The 16,266-nt window shown below is 65.0% G+C and carries 12 protein-coding genes and 1 pseudogene; 11 read left to right on the forward strand and 2 right to left on the reverse strand.

Annotated features, from left to right (window positions below):
* The first annotated feature begins 112 nt into the window (after positions 1-112).
* The 10 genes and pseudogenes from W823_RS53645 (at position 113) to W823_RS53690 (ending at position 11,678) form a co-directional block, all read left to right on the forward strand.
* On the forward strand, positions 113-1,243 hold the full coding sequence (locus W823_RS53645; protein ID WP_031333453.1) for an MBL fold metallo-hydrolase: 1,131 nt from the start codon (positions 113-115) through the stop codon (positions 1,241-1,243).
* Positions 1,240-3,728: pseudogene (locus W823_RS53650) on the forward strand (HAD-IC family P-type ATPase). Before W823_RS53645 ends, W823_RS53650 begins: the two are co-directional and overlap by 4 nt.
* A gap of 30 nt (positions 3,729-3,758) precedes the next feature.
* Entirely contained in the window at positions 3,759-3,965 is a 207-nt protein-coding gene (locus W823_RS53655; protein ID WP_023962599.1) for an antitoxin, read from the forward strand.
* A 16-nt stretch (positions 3,966-3,981) separates the two neighbouring features.
* Entirely contained in the window at positions 3,982-5,199 is a 1,218-nt protein-coding gene (locus W823_RS53660; RefSeq protein WP_023962601.1) for a lipase, read from the forward strand.
* A gap of 54 nt (positions 5,200-5,253) precedes the next feature.
* Positions 5,254-5,697: an SRPBCC family protein gene (locus W823_RS53665; protein WP_023962603.1), complete on the forward strand. Its 444-nt coding sequence runs from the start codon at positions 5,254-5,256 to the stop codon at positions 5,695-5,697.
* A gap of 123 nt (positions 5,698-5,820) precedes the next feature.
* A complete protein-coding gene (locus tag W823_RS53670; RefSeq protein WP_023962606.1) occupies positions 5,821-7,491 on the forward strand; it encodes a substrate-binding domain-containing protein in 1,671 nt (556 codons plus the stop codon).
* A gap of 110 nt (positions 7,492-7,601) precedes the next feature.
* A complete protein-coding gene (locus W823_RS53675; RefSeq protein WP_023962608.1) occupies positions 7,602-8,096 on the forward strand; it encodes an FMN-binding protein in 495 nt (164 codons plus the stop codon).
* 17 nt (positions 8,097-8,113) lie between these two features.
* A complete protein-coding gene (locus W823_RS53680; RefSeq protein WP_023962610.1) occupies positions 8,114-8,974 on the forward strand; it encodes an FAD:protein FMN transferase in 861 nt (286 codons plus the stop codon).
* Positions 8,971-10,491 carry an oxidoreductase gene (locus W823_RS53685; RefSeq protein ID WP_023962612.1) on the forward strand — a complete coding sequence of 507 codons (1,521 nt, stop codon included), beginning with the start codon at positions 8,971-8,973 and terminating at the stop codon, positions 10,489-10,491. Before W823_RS53680 ends, W823_RS53685 begins: the two co-directional genes overlap by 4 nt.
* Before the next feature lie 269 nt (positions 10,492-10,760).
* A complete protein-coding gene (locus W823_RS53690) occupies positions 10,761-11,678 on the forward strand; it encodes a hypothetical protein (protein ID WP_023962614.1) in 918 nt (305 codons plus the stop codon).
* 261 nt (positions 11,679-11,939) lie between these two features.
* Here the strand turns inward: W823_RS53690 and W823_RS53695 are convergent, their stop codons facing one another.
* Both W823_RS53695 and pruA read right to left on the reverse strand, forming a co-directional pair.
* Positions 11,940-12,902: a proline dehydrogenase family protein gene (locus W823_RS53695; protein ID WP_023962617.1), complete on the reverse strand. Its 963-nt coding sequence runs from the start codon at positions 12,900-12,902 to the stop codon at positions 11,940-11,942.
* Position 12,903: 1 nt separating this feature from the next.
* Positions 12,904-14,556, reverse strand: a complete 1,653-nt coding sequence (gene pruA, locus W823_RS53700) for an L-glutamate gamma-semialdehyde dehydrogenase (RefSeq protein WP_023962619.1) — start codon at positions 14,554-14,556, stop codon at positions 12,904-12,906.
* Positions 14,557-14,648: 92 nt separating this feature from the next.
* Between pruA and W823_RS53705 the strand changes: the two genes are divergently transcribed.
* Positions 14,649-16,253, forward strand: a complete 1,605-nt coding sequence (locus tag W823_RS53705; RefSeq protein ID WP_023962622.1) for a CdaR family transcriptional regulator — start codon at positions 14,649-14,651, stop codon at positions 16,251-16,253.
* The last annotated feature ends 13 nt before the right edge of the window (positions 16,254-16,266 follow it).

A 16,266-nucleotide genomic window follows, 5' to 3' on the forward strand; every position in this document is an offset into this window, starting at 1 on the left:
CCCCTGTTACAGCCGGTCGAGGGGAGTGGGGCGGGGAGAGGCAAGGTCGGTCCCGGTCAACCACCCAACATGGCCGGTAGTGTGTGCTTCCGTGGTGCGTCTTCCCAATCTCATGACCGGTCCAAGGCTTCTGACCAGTGCGGCAACAGCTGGCGTAGCGCTCACCGCGGCCGGCGTCGGCGCCGGGTCCGAGGTGTTCCGAGCGATGGGTGCACCCAAAGACCTTGTGCTATCCCACATCAGCCATTCGCCGCATCAAACCGGCGGCAACTTCGGAAACGTGGAGCCGCCGACACCCGTGCAAGGGGATCGGGCAGCCGCGCTGGCAATGCTCCGTCGCGGCGACATCGGCAAGCCGCGGCGACCGCTGGAGTTCGATGTGACGCCTCTGCCTGATGTCGCAGCCGAGCTGGCGGCGACCTGGATGGGGCACGCGTCGGTGCTCGTGGAACTGGACGGATACCGCATCCTCACCGACCCCGTCTGGAGCAAACGGTGCTCACCGTCGAGTCTGGTGGGACCGGCGCGTATGCACCCGGTACCCCACGCGCTGGCGGATCTGCCCGCGCTGGATGTGGTGCTCATCAGTCATGACCACTACGACCATCTCGATACGGCCACTGTTCGCAAACTCGCGGCCACCCATCCCGAGGCCGCGTTTGTCGCTCCCATCGGCGTCGGGGCGCACCTCGAGTACTGGGGCATCAGCCCCGAACGTATTCACGAGGCTGACTGGGGTGACTCGATCACGATCGGCGAGCTGACCTTCAATTGCACTCCCGCACGCCACTTCTCGGGACGCGGGCTGCAGCGCAACACCACCCAGTGGGCCAGTTGGGCGGTCGCCGGACCTCGACACAACTTCTTCTTCTCCGGCGACACCGGAATCACCGATGCGTTCGAGCAAGTCGGCACCGACCACGGTCCGTTCGGGCTGTCCCTGATCGCGATCGGCGCCTACGACCGGCTGTGGCCCGACATCCACCTCAATCCGGAAGAGGCGGTGAGAGTGCACCGAATGCTCAATCGCGCCAATCTGTCCGAGTCGTTGCTGCTGCCGATTCATTGGGGCACCTTCAATCTGGCTCTGCATGAATGGGCTGACCCGGTCCAACGTCTGCTGCCCGCCGCTCAGAGCGAACACATCCCCGTGATCACGCCGATGCCCGGTGCGCGTTTCGACGTACCGTCGCGGTCCGGCCACGGATTCGACACCCAGTCCTGGTGGGAAGGCGCAGCGTGACCACGCTCGGCGAAACACACGCCACCCCAGGCCTGACCGCCGCGCAGGTGGCCGAACGCGTCGCCGCCGGCCAGGTCAACGTCTTGCCGGACCGCTCGGGTCGCAGTGTCCTCGACATCGTTCGCGCCAATGTCCTCACCCGCATCAACGCCATCTTGGGTGTGCTGTTCATCATCGTGATGACCACCGGCTCGATCATCAACGGCGCCTTCGGTTTACTGATCATCGCCAACAGCGGCATCGGCATCATCCAGGAGATCCGGGCCAAGCGAACACTCGATGCGCTCGCGATCGTCGGGCAGACCCGGCCCATGGTGCGCCGGGATGGGGTGGCCGCCGAGATCGCGCCGAGCGAGGTGGTGCTCGGCGACATCATCGAATTGGGGCCCGGAGACCAGATCGTCGTCGACGGAGAGACCGTGGAGGCGGGAGCACTCGACGTCGACGAATCGTTGCTGACCGGTGAGGCCGACGCCGTCTTCAAGTCGGTGGGTGATCCGATCCTGTCCGGCAGCTTCGTGGTGTCGGGGTCGGGTGCCTATCGGGCGACCAAGGTCGGCCGCGACGCGTACGCGGCGCAGCTCGCCGAGGAAGCCAGCAAGTTCACCCTCGTCAACTCAGAACTCCGCAACGGGATCGACAAGATTCTCCGGATCATCACCTGGCTTCTGATCCCGGCTGGGCTGCTGACAATCGTCAACCAGCTGTTCATCAGTGAAAACGGCATCAAGGCAGCCCTTTTGGGCATGGTCGCCGCGCTGGTGCCGATGGTTCCCGAGGGCCTGGTGCTGATGACGTCGATCGCCTTCGCCGTCGGGGTCGTGCGGTTGGGTCGTCGACAATGTCTGGTAAACGAGTTGCCGGCCATCGAGGGCCTCGCCCGGGTCAACGTGGTGTGTGCGGACAAGACCGGCACGCTCACCGAGAACGGTATGCGGCTGGCGCAACTGGTTCCGCTCGGCGACGATCGCGCCCAGCTCGAAGAGGCCCTGGCCGCCCTCGCGGCGCACGACCCACGCCCCAACGCCAGTGTGCAGGCGATGGCCGAGGCCTACCCCGTCGCGCCGGAGTGGTCGGTGACCCACATCGCGCCGTTCACGTCGGCGAAGAAGTGGAGCGGGATCTCGTTCCAGGACACCACGACCGCCCAGGGCCAGGGCAACTGGTTGCTCGGCGCCCCCGACATGTTGCTCGATCCGGCGAGCGAGACCGCGGCCCGCGCAACGGAATTGGGCTCGGAAGGATTGCGGGTCCTGCTACTCGCCTCCACCGATCAGCCGGTAGACACTCCCACCGACGACGGCCTGTCCGCTCCGGGACACGTTGTGCCACGGGCACTCATCGCACTGGAGCAACGCGTTCGTCCCGACGCCCGCGAGACATTGGACTACTTCGCATCCCAGCACGTCGCGGTGAAGGTGATCTCTGGTGACAACGCCGTGTCGGTGGGCGCGGTGGCGGGTTCGCTGGGCCTGGGAACCGTTGACGACGCCGTCGATGCGCGGAGTCTGCCGACCGACCAGGACGAGCTCGCCGACGTCCTCGACGGCCACACCACCTTCGGTCGCGTACGACCCGACCAGAAACGCGCGATGGTGGGTGCGTTGCAGGGCCGTGGCAACACCGTCGCGATGACCGGCGACGGCGTCAACGACGTCCTGGCCCTCAAAGACGCCGACATCGGTGTGGCGATGGGCTCGGGTAGTTCGGCCAGCCGGTCGGTGGCCCAGATCGTCTTGCTCGACAACAAGTTCGCCACGCTGCCCTACGTGGTCGGCGAGGGCAGGCGGGTCATCGGCAACATCGAACGCGTCTCCAACCTGTTCCTGACCAAGACTGTGTACGCGGTGCTGCTGGCGTTGATGATCGGGATCGCCGGGGTGGCCGGGGAACTGTTCGGCTTCACGCCCATCTCCTACCCGTTCCAGCCCATCCACGTCACGATCTCCGCGTGGTTCACCATCGGTGTGCCGGCGTTTGTCCTCTCGCTGGCACCCAACAACGAACGTGCTCGCGGCGGCTTTGTCGGCAGGGTGCTGCGTCTGGCCATTCCGTCCGGCATCGTGATCGCCGTGTGCACGTTCGTGGCGTACGCACTGGTCTATCCCGGCGGGGAGGGAGTTGCGCTCGGTAGCAAGGACTCGGTCGAGATGACCCCGGAGCAGACGCAGGCGGCCACGACGGCCCTGATCACGCTCATCGCGATCGCGTTGTGGGTGCTCGCGGTGGTCGCGCGACCGTACACTGGTGGAAGGTTGTGCTGCTGGTCAGCTCGGCGCTGGCGTATGTGCTGATCTTCTCGTTGCCGTTCACGCAAGAGCTGTTCAAACTCGACCCGACTGACTGGAGCAAAACCGGAATTGCAGTCATTGCATCGGCGATCGGTATCGTTGCTGTGGAAGTGCTGTGGCGACTGAACCCGACAATTGCGGCGTGGTTTAGTAAAGTTAAATCGAATCCGCAAGAGCAAAGATCGCCGGCGTGAGAGCATCGGCGATCCGGAGATAGGAGTGGCATGGATTTCAAGAATTTGGTCAACAAGGGCAAGTCCACGCTGAGCAAGAACACCAAACTCATCGACCAGGGCGCCAGCGCGGTCAACAAGGCCACCAAGGGCAAGTACTCGAACCAGATCCGAAAGGGTGCAGATGCTGCCCGGAAGTTCGCGCAGGACGGGAACAACCCCGGCCACCAGAACCCAGGTCATCAGCCTCCTCGGTAAGGCGATCCCGGCAGCAGTGATTGTGCTGCTGTCGGTGAGCGCGTGCGCCAGCGGCGAGGACGACGGTCGAACGGCCGCGTCCTCGCCGCTGGCGTCTGTCCAGTCGTCGTCTGTTCCGGCCCCGGATTCGGATCGTCCGCCGGCTCCGGCGCCCGGCGAGCGCGGCGACATCGTCGAGCAGATGCCTTTCCAGGCGAGTTCCTCTCTGAGCGATGTGGCAGAGGTGACCCGTGTCATCTATCGCTCGACCGCCGGATATCAGGGCGGGTTCGGCACCGAGGTGTCCGGAGTGGTCGCCGTCCCGAACGGAGAGCCGCCTGCGGGTGGCTGGCCGATCGTCGCCTTCGGTCACGGAACAACAGGTACCGACGAGAGTTGCGGTCCGTCGGACTATCCCGACCTTCTCGGCGAAGACGGTGCCATCACTCGACTGGTCGGGCGCGGATACGTGGTGGCGGCCAGTGACTATCAGGGGCTGGGTACGTGGGTGAAGGATGCGCCTGGCCACCCGTATCTCGAACCGAAGACGATCGCCTACAACATGATCGATGCCGTGCGTGCCGCTCGGAATCTCGTTCCGGACACCTCCGATCGGTGGGCGGCGATGGGTGCCTCACAGGGCGGCCAGGCCGCGTGGGCGTCGGCCGACTACGCAGACGACTACGGCCAGGGTCTCGAGTTTGTCGGGGCGGCCGCATTGGCACCTGCTGCCGACCTCTCGCCGATCACCGACGCCGGAACCGAGATGGCGTACACCGACGCTCAGAAAATCTTCATCCCCAACCTCATCGCGGGGTTGAGGGAGGTGTACCCCGATTTCGACGCGGACGACTACATACGCGGAGGGCTGGCCGACAACGCCGACGTCTTCACATCCTGCGGTCCCACATTCTTGGTGGACCGATTCAGCGCGGCGATGAGCGTGGCCCCTGGAGACGCGGCCGTCGCCGATCAGGAGGCAGTGGACCGCATCCGCACGATCCTGAAGCAAGACGCGTTGCCTGCGGGCCGGGCAGCCGGACCGCTCTTCGTCGCATTCGGCGACCAGGACTCGATCATCTTGCCCGCATGGACCGCTGCAGCAGTGCTGCGTGCGTGTGCCGGCGGCGACGTCATCGAGGTGGTTCGCAAGCCCGACGGCGGGCACACCAATCTCGGTGTGACAGGCCCGACGGTCGACTGGATCGGCGATCGCTTCGCTGGTGAACCCGCCCCGGACACCTGCCCGGCATGACACCGATGGCTACGGTCCACCGGTTGCCGGTGTCGGAGCGCTAACGTCGCACCTATGGCAAAGGTCAAAGATTCGATCGACGTGAACCAGTCCCCGGAAGACGCGTGGGCGCATGTGCTCGATCTGTCGCGGTATGGCGAGTGGCTCACTCTGCACGATGGCTGGCGTAGCGAGTTGCCCAGCCCCGACGAGATCCAGAAGGGCACGAAGGTGTCTTCGGTCATCGCGGCCAAGAATGCCAAGCTTCGTTTCGACTGGGTGGTGGATGAGTTCGATCCGGCCCGCCGGGTGGACCTGAAGGGCGACGGCAAGGGGGGCGTCACGGTCACCCTGACACTGACCGTGGAGCCCGCCAAGAGTGGGTCAAAGGTTGGACTCGAGGTGAACCTGACCGGATCGCCGATGATGTCGTTGATCATTCGCAGTACCGCGAAGATCCTCAAAGGCGAGATCAACCAATCACTCAAGAACTTTCGCGATCTTTACTCCCGACCGTAGAGCCGTTCGCCAGACCTGAAGGCGAGCCGGGTCTGGCGTCTGCCCGCCACCATCTGGGGTGTTGGTTCCTGATTCGCTGTGGATAGAATCCGGCGAACCTCGAAACAACAGGGTGGGTGACGCATGGGTCGACATGGGGTCGATAGCAGGGCCGATGACGACTTCGGATTCAGCGAGGGCCGAAACGGCGGTCGGGGCGGCGGCGCCCGCTGGGCGCTTCTTGCGCTGGTTGTCGTCGCGGTGTTGGTGGCCGGGCTGATTCTCTGGCGGACGGTCTGGGCGTCGTCCGGCAGCGACTGTGACTCGCGTGAAGCGGTGTCGGTGATCGCCGATCCGTCGATGGCTGCGACCCTCAAGCCCCTGGCGGCCGAGGCATCGGCCGACTCGTGTTACGACTTCAATGTGGCTGCGGTCAGCGGTGCCAACGTTGCCGGCCAGCTCACCAAGGGTGATCAGGCGCCCGACCTGTGGATCGCCGATTCGCAGGCTCGCGCCCGTAAGATCACCGACCAGGCCCGCGTGCAGCGCGACGTGATCGCCGAATCCGTTGCGGCCAGTCCGGTGGTGGTGGCAGGTAAAGATGTTGCGGCCCTGACGAATTGGGTCGACGTCATGAAGCTGCCCGGCCTGCGCCTCGGCAACCCCATCGACTCCAGCACCGGCGACGCGCCGATCGTCGGAGCGCTTGCGGCCGAACAGGCCGGCGCCATCGACCGCAAGCAGTTCACCGATGGAATGACCCTGCTGGCTCTGCAGCAGGGCAACGCCCGCATCGGGGGCGACTCCGATGTCGACCGGCTGCAGGTTGCCGCAGGCAGCGAGTCGCCGACAGTGGTCAGCGAGCAGCACTTCATCGAGTTCCAGAACACCAGCGGAAACAGTGGTCTGCGAGCCGCGATCCCCGCCGACGGGACCATGATTCTCGACTATCCGATGCTCAACACCGCGTCGGCAGCGCGGAAAGAGATCGTGGCCGCAGCGGGTGAACAACTGGCCGAACACATCACGTCCGAGGACGGCGCGAAAGCGCTGACCACCGCCGGATTCCGAACGGCCATCGACGCGCCGTCGCCGGAAGGGGGCGTGGGTGCGGTGAAGGTGCTGACGCTCAAAGACCCTGCGCAGGAAGAGAAAGCGCTCAGGCAGTGGGCAGTTCTCGGAGTGCCGATTCGCACGCTGGTGGTGGAAGACGCGTCCGGTTCGATGCGTGAACCGGCGGGCACGTCAACCCGGGCCGAGATGCTCGTGGAGGCCAGCCAGAACGGCCTGAAGATCTTCCCGAACAATTCGGCACTGGGTGCGTGGCTGTTCTCCATCGACATGGGTGGGCCGGCTCAGGACTGGCTGCCGATCGCTCCCATCGAACGCCTCGACACCGTTGATGCCGATGGTCAGACCCATCGCAAATATCTGGAGTCGCAGATCGTGACGCTTCCGGGTCGGGTGGGCGGCGCCACCGGGCTCTACGACACGACGCTGGCGGCGTTCAAGGAGGTCCAGGACAGTTATGACCCCAACTATTCGAACAGCGTCATCCTCCTGACCGACGGCCAGAACGAGGACGACAACTCGATCAGCCTCCAGGGTTTGCTGGCCGAGCTGAAACGGCTCGAGGATCCGGCCCGACCGGTGCTCATCCTCACCATCGGCATCACCGAGGATGCCGACGCCGAATCACTCAAACAGATTGCGGACGCCACCGGCGGAAGCAGCTACGTTGCAGAGACGCCCGCCGACATCTCGAACGTGTTCATCGACGCGGTCGCGGCGCGGATCGCCGCAGCTGGACGGTAAAAAATTCAGTTCTACAACGAGTCCGCTTAAAGCCGGCTGAGATCTGAGAGTCTGCTGTCAAAGGCCCCTGAAACGGACCACGGTCGACCCTGAGGCGGCAGTATGGAGCCATGACCTCGACATCGACTTCATTCCACAACAGCCGAATCGTCAACGCGGGCAAGGTCGCTGCAGTCATTGCAGCAGCGGGAGCGGCCATCGCCGCCTGTGGCGACGACGGAAGCAGCACCGCGGCAAGCTCCACGACCGCGGCGGCCAACAGCACCGCTGCCGACACCAGCGCAGTACAGAACGAAGCAGCCACCTCGGCTTACAAGAACGGCGAATACACCGCCGTCGGCTCCTACCAATCACCCGGCGGCGAACAGCAACTCGGCGTCACCGTCACCCTGTCCAACTCGGTGATCACCGCGCTGTCGGTGGACACCAGCCAGACCAAGGGCACCTCGGCCGACTTCCAGGGCAAGTTCAAGAGCGGCATCGACGCGCTGGTTGTCGGCAAGAGCATCGACGAACTCGACGTCAGCAAGGTGTCCGGATCCTCTCTGACGTCGGGGGGCTTCAACGACGCCATCGACCAGATCAAGACCGACGCCGCGGCCTGATCGACACCCGCCTTGTCGTGACCGATTCGAATGAGTGGGTGTTCACCGCACTAGGCACGGCTTGGGACATCACCCTGTCGCAGGCCATGCCCGAAGTGTTGCAGGCCTCGGTCCTCGGTGAACTCGACCGCATCGACCGCACCTGGTCTCGGTTCCGGCCCGACTCGATGGTCGCCTCGATTGCCCGCGCGCCCGGCACCTACCCGGTGGAGCCGTCTGACCAGCCATTGCTCGACCTGCACCGCACGCTGTACGAACTGACCGGCGCGATGGTGACGCCCATGGTCGGACAAACCCTGGCAGACGCCGGATACGACGCCGAGTACACCTTGCAGCCGGGCGAGACGATTGCGACCGTGCCAGCCTGGGACGACGTACTGGGCGGGTGGCAGGGTCAGCTGGAGGTACGGTCTCCGTGCCTGCTGGATGTCGGGGCCACCGGTAAGGGATTCGCGGTGGACCGCGTCAGCGCACTGGTGAAAGCGGCGGGCTTCGAGGAGTACCTGGTCAACGGGAGCGGTGACATCAGGGCCGGTGCCGCACCTCATCGCATCGCGCTGGAACACCCCACCGACCCGACCAAGGCCATCGGCACGGTGGTCATCGAGAACAACGCGATCTGTGGCTCCGCGGGCAACCGCCGCGCGTGGGCCGATTGGCATCACATCGTCGATCCCGTCACGTCAGCGCCGACCCGTGAGGTGCTGGCGACCTGGGTGATCGCCGACGACACCATGATCGCCGACGGACTGTCCACGGCGCTGTTCTTCACTCCCGCCCAGAAGCTGTTGAGCCACTTTGAGTTCGAGTACGTTGTGGTGCGCGCCAACGGCACGGTCGAACATTCGCACGCCAGAGAACTGGAGCTTTTCCTATGAAGATCGTCCGCGCCGTGGACCGATTGTCGATGTACCGGTTCGTGTTGATCGCGTTGGCGATCCTGGCGGCCTACGCAATCATCGTCGCCGCGTCCGGCGCCAACTTCGCCTACACAGCAACCGAACTGCTCGGATCACTGGCCATTCTCGTGGCCGTCTGTGCCGCCGTGACATACCTCTGCGCCGCCATCGTGCGGGTGCCGCCGGGTAGCGAGTCGTGGATGATCACCGCCATGATCCTGTTCTTCATCTTTCCCGGGCTCACCGACACCGACAGTGCATGGGGACTCGTTCTCGCGGCCGCGATCGCCAGCGCCTCCAAATATGTTGTCGCCGTGCGTCGTCGACATATCGTGAACCCGGCAGTGGCCGGCGCGGTGGTGAGCTATCTGTTCGCGTACTTCTCGGTCGGGCCGTTCCTGTACCCGGTCTGGTGGATTGCAGCCGAACCGTTGATGGTCGCAATGATCGTCGTCGGTGTAGCGGTGGTGTGGAAGCTGCGCGAGTGGTGGCTCGTCGGGGTGTTCCTGGTGGTGGCCGTCTTGACGATGATCGTGGTCGCGGCCGACAACGGCACACCCGTGGGCGACGCGCTGCAGCTCGGATTCCAGTCCACGCCACTTCTCTTCGTGGCGGCCATCATGCTGACCGAACCCTTGACGTCGCCGACCAGTCGCATCCCCACGCTCGTCTATGCGGCTCTCGTTGCCGTGTTGATGTACTGGAATCAGTCCCTCGAGATCACGTCCGAGTACACGTTGGAGTTCGTACCGGAGATCGCGCTGCTGGCCGGTAGCCTGTTCACATTTGTCGTCGGGCGGCAGTGGCGACGGCACATACTCGAGGTCGAGTCCGTGCAGCCGATCGGCACCGACACATACGAGGTGCTGGCCTCACCAGGGTTGCGGTTCCGGCCCGGGCAATGGGCCCAGATCTCTGATCCGACATGGAGTCCTGCACCCGAAAAACAGGGCACGCGTAGGGTTCTGTCCCTGGCAGGAGCGCCGGGGGAGGGCACCACCCGCTTCGGATTCACCGTCAGCGGCCGTCCCTCGGAGTTCAAGCGGCGTCTCATCGAAGACGGTGCGGGGCGCCGACTGTACGTCGACGAGGTCGGCGGCGACTTCACGCTGCCACGAAACCTGCGCTCTCCCATGGTGTTCATCGCCGGCGGTATCGGTATCACGCCGTTTCGGTCGATGCTCGCCGACCTCACGGCGCGCGGCGACACCGACCTCACCCAGGTCTCGCTGATCTACGCCGCAAACTCTGAGGACCGGCTCGTGTACGGCGATGTGCTGGATGCGGCGCGCGCACGTGGAGCCCAGGTGATCACCGTGGTCGGGGGATTGGTGAGTGTTGATGACGTCGCTGCTGTCGCGCGCCCCGGCGCGCACTATTACCTCTCTGGCCCGCCGATGATGCTCTCTGCGCTCAAGCCCATGCTGATTCGCGCCGAACCCGCCTTACGCTGGCAGCCGTGGCGTCTGCACACCGACCGGTTCATCGGGTACTGAGTTGTCGGGGGTGGTTTAGCACTCCCTCCGACTTTGGTGAGTTCCTCCGGTTGCAGTCGGAGGGTGTGGCTGATGTCGGAGGGTGTGGTGGTTGGGGTGGTGTGCAGAGGTGTGTCTGCACTTCCTCCGACTTTGGTGAGTTCCTCCGGCTGCAGTCGGAGGATGTGGCTGATGTCGGAGGGTGTGGACCTGTGCACACACTCGAAACTATCCACAGAAGGCCCTTTTTCGACGGTACCTGGTCGGCGGGGGGCAACGACGATGGGTAGATGCAGTCATCGGAATTCGGGCTCATCCGGCGAAAGACAGTGGTCGAAGGTGGGTTCGGCAGCGACTCGCAGCTGAGAGCGGCACGGCGGGCCGGGATCATCCAGCCGGTTGTCCGCGGTGTGTCGGCGCCTGGGGGCGTGGCGCTGTCGCAGGACGACGAGTACCGCCGGCGCGTGATCGCGGTTGCCGGGCGTTCGAGAGTTCGTGTCGTGAGCCATCAGTCGGCAGCGGTGTGTCATCGGATGCAGCTCTTTCGACCGGACCAGCGATACGTCCACTTGATTGCGCGGACCAAGGGCAAGCGGGAGGGCGACGTTCACGTCCACCATGCCCTCCTTGCCGACACCGACATCGTGCTCATCGACGGTATTCGAGTGACCAGCCGAGCAGTGACGGCATGTGATGTGGCGCGGGCGGGAACGTTTGAACAGGCCGTTGCCGCATTGGACGATGCCCTGAGGTCGGGCGTGACGCTGGCCGAGCTACACACCATCGCGGCGCGAACCCCACACGCCGCCGGTATCGGGATGTTTCGTCGCGCATTACTGACGGCTGACGGGGACGCGGAATCCGTTGGTGAATCGGTCAGTCGAGCCTTGATGGCCGGTTGGAAAGACATCCCGACGCCGACGTTGCAGACGGAGTTCTTCGATGCCGACGGACTGATCGGCCGAACGGATTTCGACTGGGATGGAAAGGTCGTCGGCGAGTTCGACGGTCGAATCAAGTATCTCGGGACCCTTGCGGAAAATGAGCGGCCCGAGGACGCGGTGTACCGCGAGAAGTTACGCGAGGATCGGCTGCGCGCCATCGGAATCGTGGTGGTCCGGTGGTCGTGGGATGACCTCCTCAATCCAGGTCGCCTGCACGCGAAACTGCGATCCGCGCTCATCCGAGGTGGCGTAATCCCCGGTTGAGGGGCCACATCCTCCGACTGTGGTGAGTTACTCCGGTTGCAACCGGAGGATGTGGCTGGAGCCGGAGGGTTTGCGGGGACGGGGCCTCATCCTCCGGCTGTGGCTTGCGGGCGGCGGGTTCGTTTGTCGCGGTTGGTTGCTCGCGGCGCAGATCCTCCGATTGTGGTGAGTTACTCCGGTTGCAACCGGAGGATGTGGCTGATGTCGGAGGGTTTGCACCCACGGGACGCACATCCTCCGACTCCAGCCGATAGAACCGACCTACCCCCGAGACACCAACGCTCGGAGGAAGAAGGCCACGTTCGCCGGGCGTTCGGCCAGGCGGCGCATGAAATAGCCGTACCACTGCGACCCGAAGGGAACGTAGACACGGACTCGACGTCCGTCGCCGACGAGACGGAGTTGTTCGGCGCTCCGGATCCCGTAGAGCATCTGGTGTTCCCAGTCGTCGGTGGCGCGTCCGGCGTCGGCGGCCATGGCCGCGGCGGCGGCGATGATGGCCGGATCATGACTGGCCACCATGGGGTATCCCTGCCCATTCATCAGCACCTGCAAGCAGCGTTCATACGCCGCATCGACGTCGGTCTTGCGTTGGAACGCCACCTCGGCAGGTTCGGCGTAGGCGCCCTTGCAGAGCCGGATCCGCGAGCCAGGTGCCGAGAACTCATGGCAATCGTCCTCGGTCCGGTGCAGGTACGACTGGAGGACCGTTCCCAGGGCCGGAAAGTCGGCACGTAGTTCACGGACAATCCGCAATGTCGAGTCAGTGGTGGTGTGGTCCTCGGCGTCGACGGTCACCCACACTCCCGCGTCCTCTGCTGCGGATGCGATCCGGTGGGCGTTCTCCAGTGCGATCTTCTCCCCGTGCCGAGGCAAGGCGCGGCCGAGCGCCGACAGCTTGAGTGACACCTCCACCGGATGCGCGCCGGCGACCGACTCGGTGTGGTCGCCCAACATTCCGATCAACCTCAGGTACGCCTGGACAGTCGCGTCGGCTTGGGCTTCATCGGTGGTGTCCTCACCGAGGTGGTCGATAGAGATCATCCGACCAGAGTTCAACAGCCCGACCCCGGCCTCCATCACCTCACGATGGGACTCGCCGGCAACAAAGCGCGACACCACGTTCCGGGTCACCGGGACTCGTTCAGCGGTTCGCTTGATCCGGTCGCTGGAGGCGGCAGCCATGATGATGGTGCGTGCTGCACCCGCGGTCATCCCGGTCATGTCACTCACCGCGCCCGGCGTCGTCGCGCTCCATGTGCGGGTACCCCGCCGACGTCGCCGGGACGAAGGTCTCCTTGATGGTGCGTGTTGACGTCCAGCGCATCAGGTTCTGCTTCGACCCCGCCTTGTCGTTGGTGCCCGAGGCGCGCCCTCCACCGAACGGCTGTTGCCCGACCACGGCGCCGGTGGGTTTGTCGTTGACGTAGAAGTTGCCCGCCGCGTTGCGCAACCCTGTCATCGCGGCTTCGACGGCAGTCCGGTCGTCGGCGATCACCGCCCCGGTCAGTGCGTAGCTCGCCGATGAATTGATCTCCTGTACAACAGAATCGAATTGTCCGTCGTCATAGACGTGCACCGCGAGGATGGGAGCGAAGTACTCCTTGTGGAAAGCCTCGTCGGCGGGGTCGTCACTGAGCAGCACCGTCGGGCGTACGAAGTATCCCTCTGCGTCGTTGTAGTCACCGCCCGCCGCGATCGTCAACGACGGAACCGACTTCGCCCGTTCGATTGCGTTGACCGCCTTGTCGAAAGCGCGTCTGTCGATGACTGCGCCGCCGAAGTTGGCGAGGTCGCGGACATCGCCGTATGAGAGGGCATTGGCTTCTTGCAAGAAATCGTCGCCCATCTTGTCCCACACCGACCTCGGGATGTACGCGCGCGAGGCTGCCGAGCACTTCTGGCCCTGATATTCGAACGCGCCGCGGATCAACGCTGTGCGCAGAACGTCGGGGTCGGCCGAATCATGCGCCACGACAAAGTCTTTGCCTCCCGTCTCGCCGACGAGTCGGGGGTAGGCGCGATAGCGCTGGATATTGCTTCCGACTTCCCGCCACAGATTCTGGAATGTGGCGGTTGAGCCTGTGAAGTGGATGCCTGCGAGGTTCTCGTCGGCCAACGCGACGTCTGACACGGCGATGCCGTCGCCGGTGACCATATTGATGACACCCGGGGGAAGGCCTGCGGCTTCGAGTAGCTGCATGGTCATATACGCGGCGTAGGTCTGCGTCGGTGACGGCTTCCAGACCACCGTGTTGCCCATGAGCATCGGTGCGGTCGGTAGATTCGCGGCGATCGCGGTGAAGTTGAACGGGGTGATGGCGTAGACAAAGCCCTCGAGTGGGCGATGATCGAGCCGGTTCCACACCCCAGGGCTGGAGACGGGTTGCTCGGCCAGGATCTCGCGAGCGAACCCGACATTGAACCGCCAGAAGTCGACGAGCTCGCACGGCGCATCGATCTCGGCCTGCTGCACGCTCTTCGACTGCCCGAGCATCGTTGCGGCGGCGATCTTCTCGCGCCAAGGTCCCGACAGGAGGTCCGCAGCCCGGAGCAAAATGGTTGCGCGTTCGTCGAAAGATGTTGCCGCCCAGTCCGGCGCGGCGGCGAGCGCAGCGTCGACCGCTCTGCGCGCATCGTGTGTGGTCGCGTTTGTCAGTGTGCCCAGCACCTCGTGGTGCGCGTGTGGCTGGACCACCGCGATCGCGGCGCCTGAACCGCTGGCATGTGTGCCGCCGATGACGTGGGGGAGTTCGATCGGGTCGGCGGCGCTCATCTCGGCCAGGGTGGCCACGATCCGGGAGCGTTCCGGAGATCCGGGGGCATAGGTGTGCACGGGTTCGTTGTGGGCAGGTGGGGGTGTGGTGATGGCGTCCATGTCCTAAACTACAGCGCCATCAACGGCCCGGCGATATGGCCGATCGGACTAAGATGAAGTGAGTTCTTGGGCCGATCGAACAAGGGGTGCCGATGGCAGATACCGATGGTCGCGGGGCCGTGACACTCGGGCGGTTGCTTCTGGCACTCGACGGAACGCTCGTCACGCTGGTGGAGGCGCCCGAAGGACTCGACTGCCCGGTGACCGCAGCCTCCCTGCTCGACGCGGATGACCTGCACCTCGGGGTGGGACGCGGGGCCAGAGCGGCCGAGTTGGCCCTGCTCGTCGGTGTCACGCCAGCGCAGGTGATGGCGTGGTTGGCGAGTCTCGGCAGCCATGCTCCGACGGCCATCCTGCTCAAGGCGCCGGACGGGGACGTCACCCGGCGCGCGGTGTCCGCTGGTATCGCTGTGGTCGCGGTGGATCCGCATGCGCGGTGGGAACGGATCTACAACTTGATCGGGCGGGTCCTCGACCACGCTCGTGCCGAGTCCTCGGAATCGATGGCAAGCGGCACGGCGGGTGATTTGTTTGCTCTCGCGCAGGCGGTCGCAGATCGGACCGGCGGACTTGTCAGCATCGAGGATGCGGGCTCACATGTGTTGGCGTACAGCTCATCTGATGAACAAGCCGATGCCCTTCGCCGGTTGTCGATCCTCGGCCGGGAGGGCCCACCGGAGATGCTCGACTGGCTTCGTCAGTGGGGCGTGTTCACTGCTCTGAGAGCGGGGCCAGACGTGGTGTCGGTGGCGGCTCGCGACGACCTCGGGCTGCGACCAAGAATTGCCGTGGGCATCAGAACCCCAAGAGGCAGTGAGTATCTCGGGACCTTGTGGCTCCAGCAGGGAAAGGCCGAACTGTCGCCCGATTCCGGCGACGTGATCGCCGGCGCTGCAGCCGTGGCCGCTCGCATCATCTCCCGCGCTGCAGCGGTCCCTTCCGTGCATGCCGAACAGGTGCAACGGCTGCTGGGCCTGCGCGGTGACACCGTCGACATCCCGTATCTCGCCGACGCCCTGAACATTCCGCGTTCAGGCCCCGCTACCGTCGTCGGTTTGGCACGTCGGTTTCCCGCACAGTTGCCGACGGATTCCGTTGCCGCCTATCTGCCGGCAGTCACGCTGCACGCCAGCGCTTTTCGTCCGGATTCAGTGACTGCCGCGGTCGGTGAGAGGGTGTACGTCATCTTGCCGGACACGGACGGCGGAGCATCGACGGTGCGCTGGGTGCAGAGCACGGTGGCAGCGGCCGACCGCCGGTTCGCCATGCCGATCCGGGGAGTCATTGCCGATTCGCCCGCTGGTCTGGCGGCGGTGCCGGGCCTGCGGACCGAGATCGACCGGGTCCTGGACGCGGCATCGCGGGAAGGCGCGTTGATCGACGTGGTGACCACCGTCGCGGAGTCGCGCACCGGCGTCTTGCTCGGCGAGATCGTCGGACTGCTCGCCGACAACCCGGATCTCGTCGACCCGAGAGTGGGCCGACTGAGGGACTACGACCGCACCCACGGCTCCGACCTGGTGGCCAGCGTCCGCGCCTACCTGGATGCGTTCGGCGACGTGCGCACAGCTGCCGCCACCATGCACGTGCATCCGAACACGCTGCGATACCGGGTTCGGCGAGCCCAGGAGGTGACCGGACTCGACCTCGGCGATCAGGCGTCGCGGCTGGTGGTGTCGCTGGCCCTGCGGGTCTGACATCTCGAACGTC

It is taken from the genome of Williamsia sp. D3, from assembly GCF_000506245.1.
Classification (GTDB): domain Bacteria; phylum Actinomycetota; class Actinomycetes; order Mycobacteriales; family Mycobacteriaceae; genus Williamsia; species Williamsia muralis.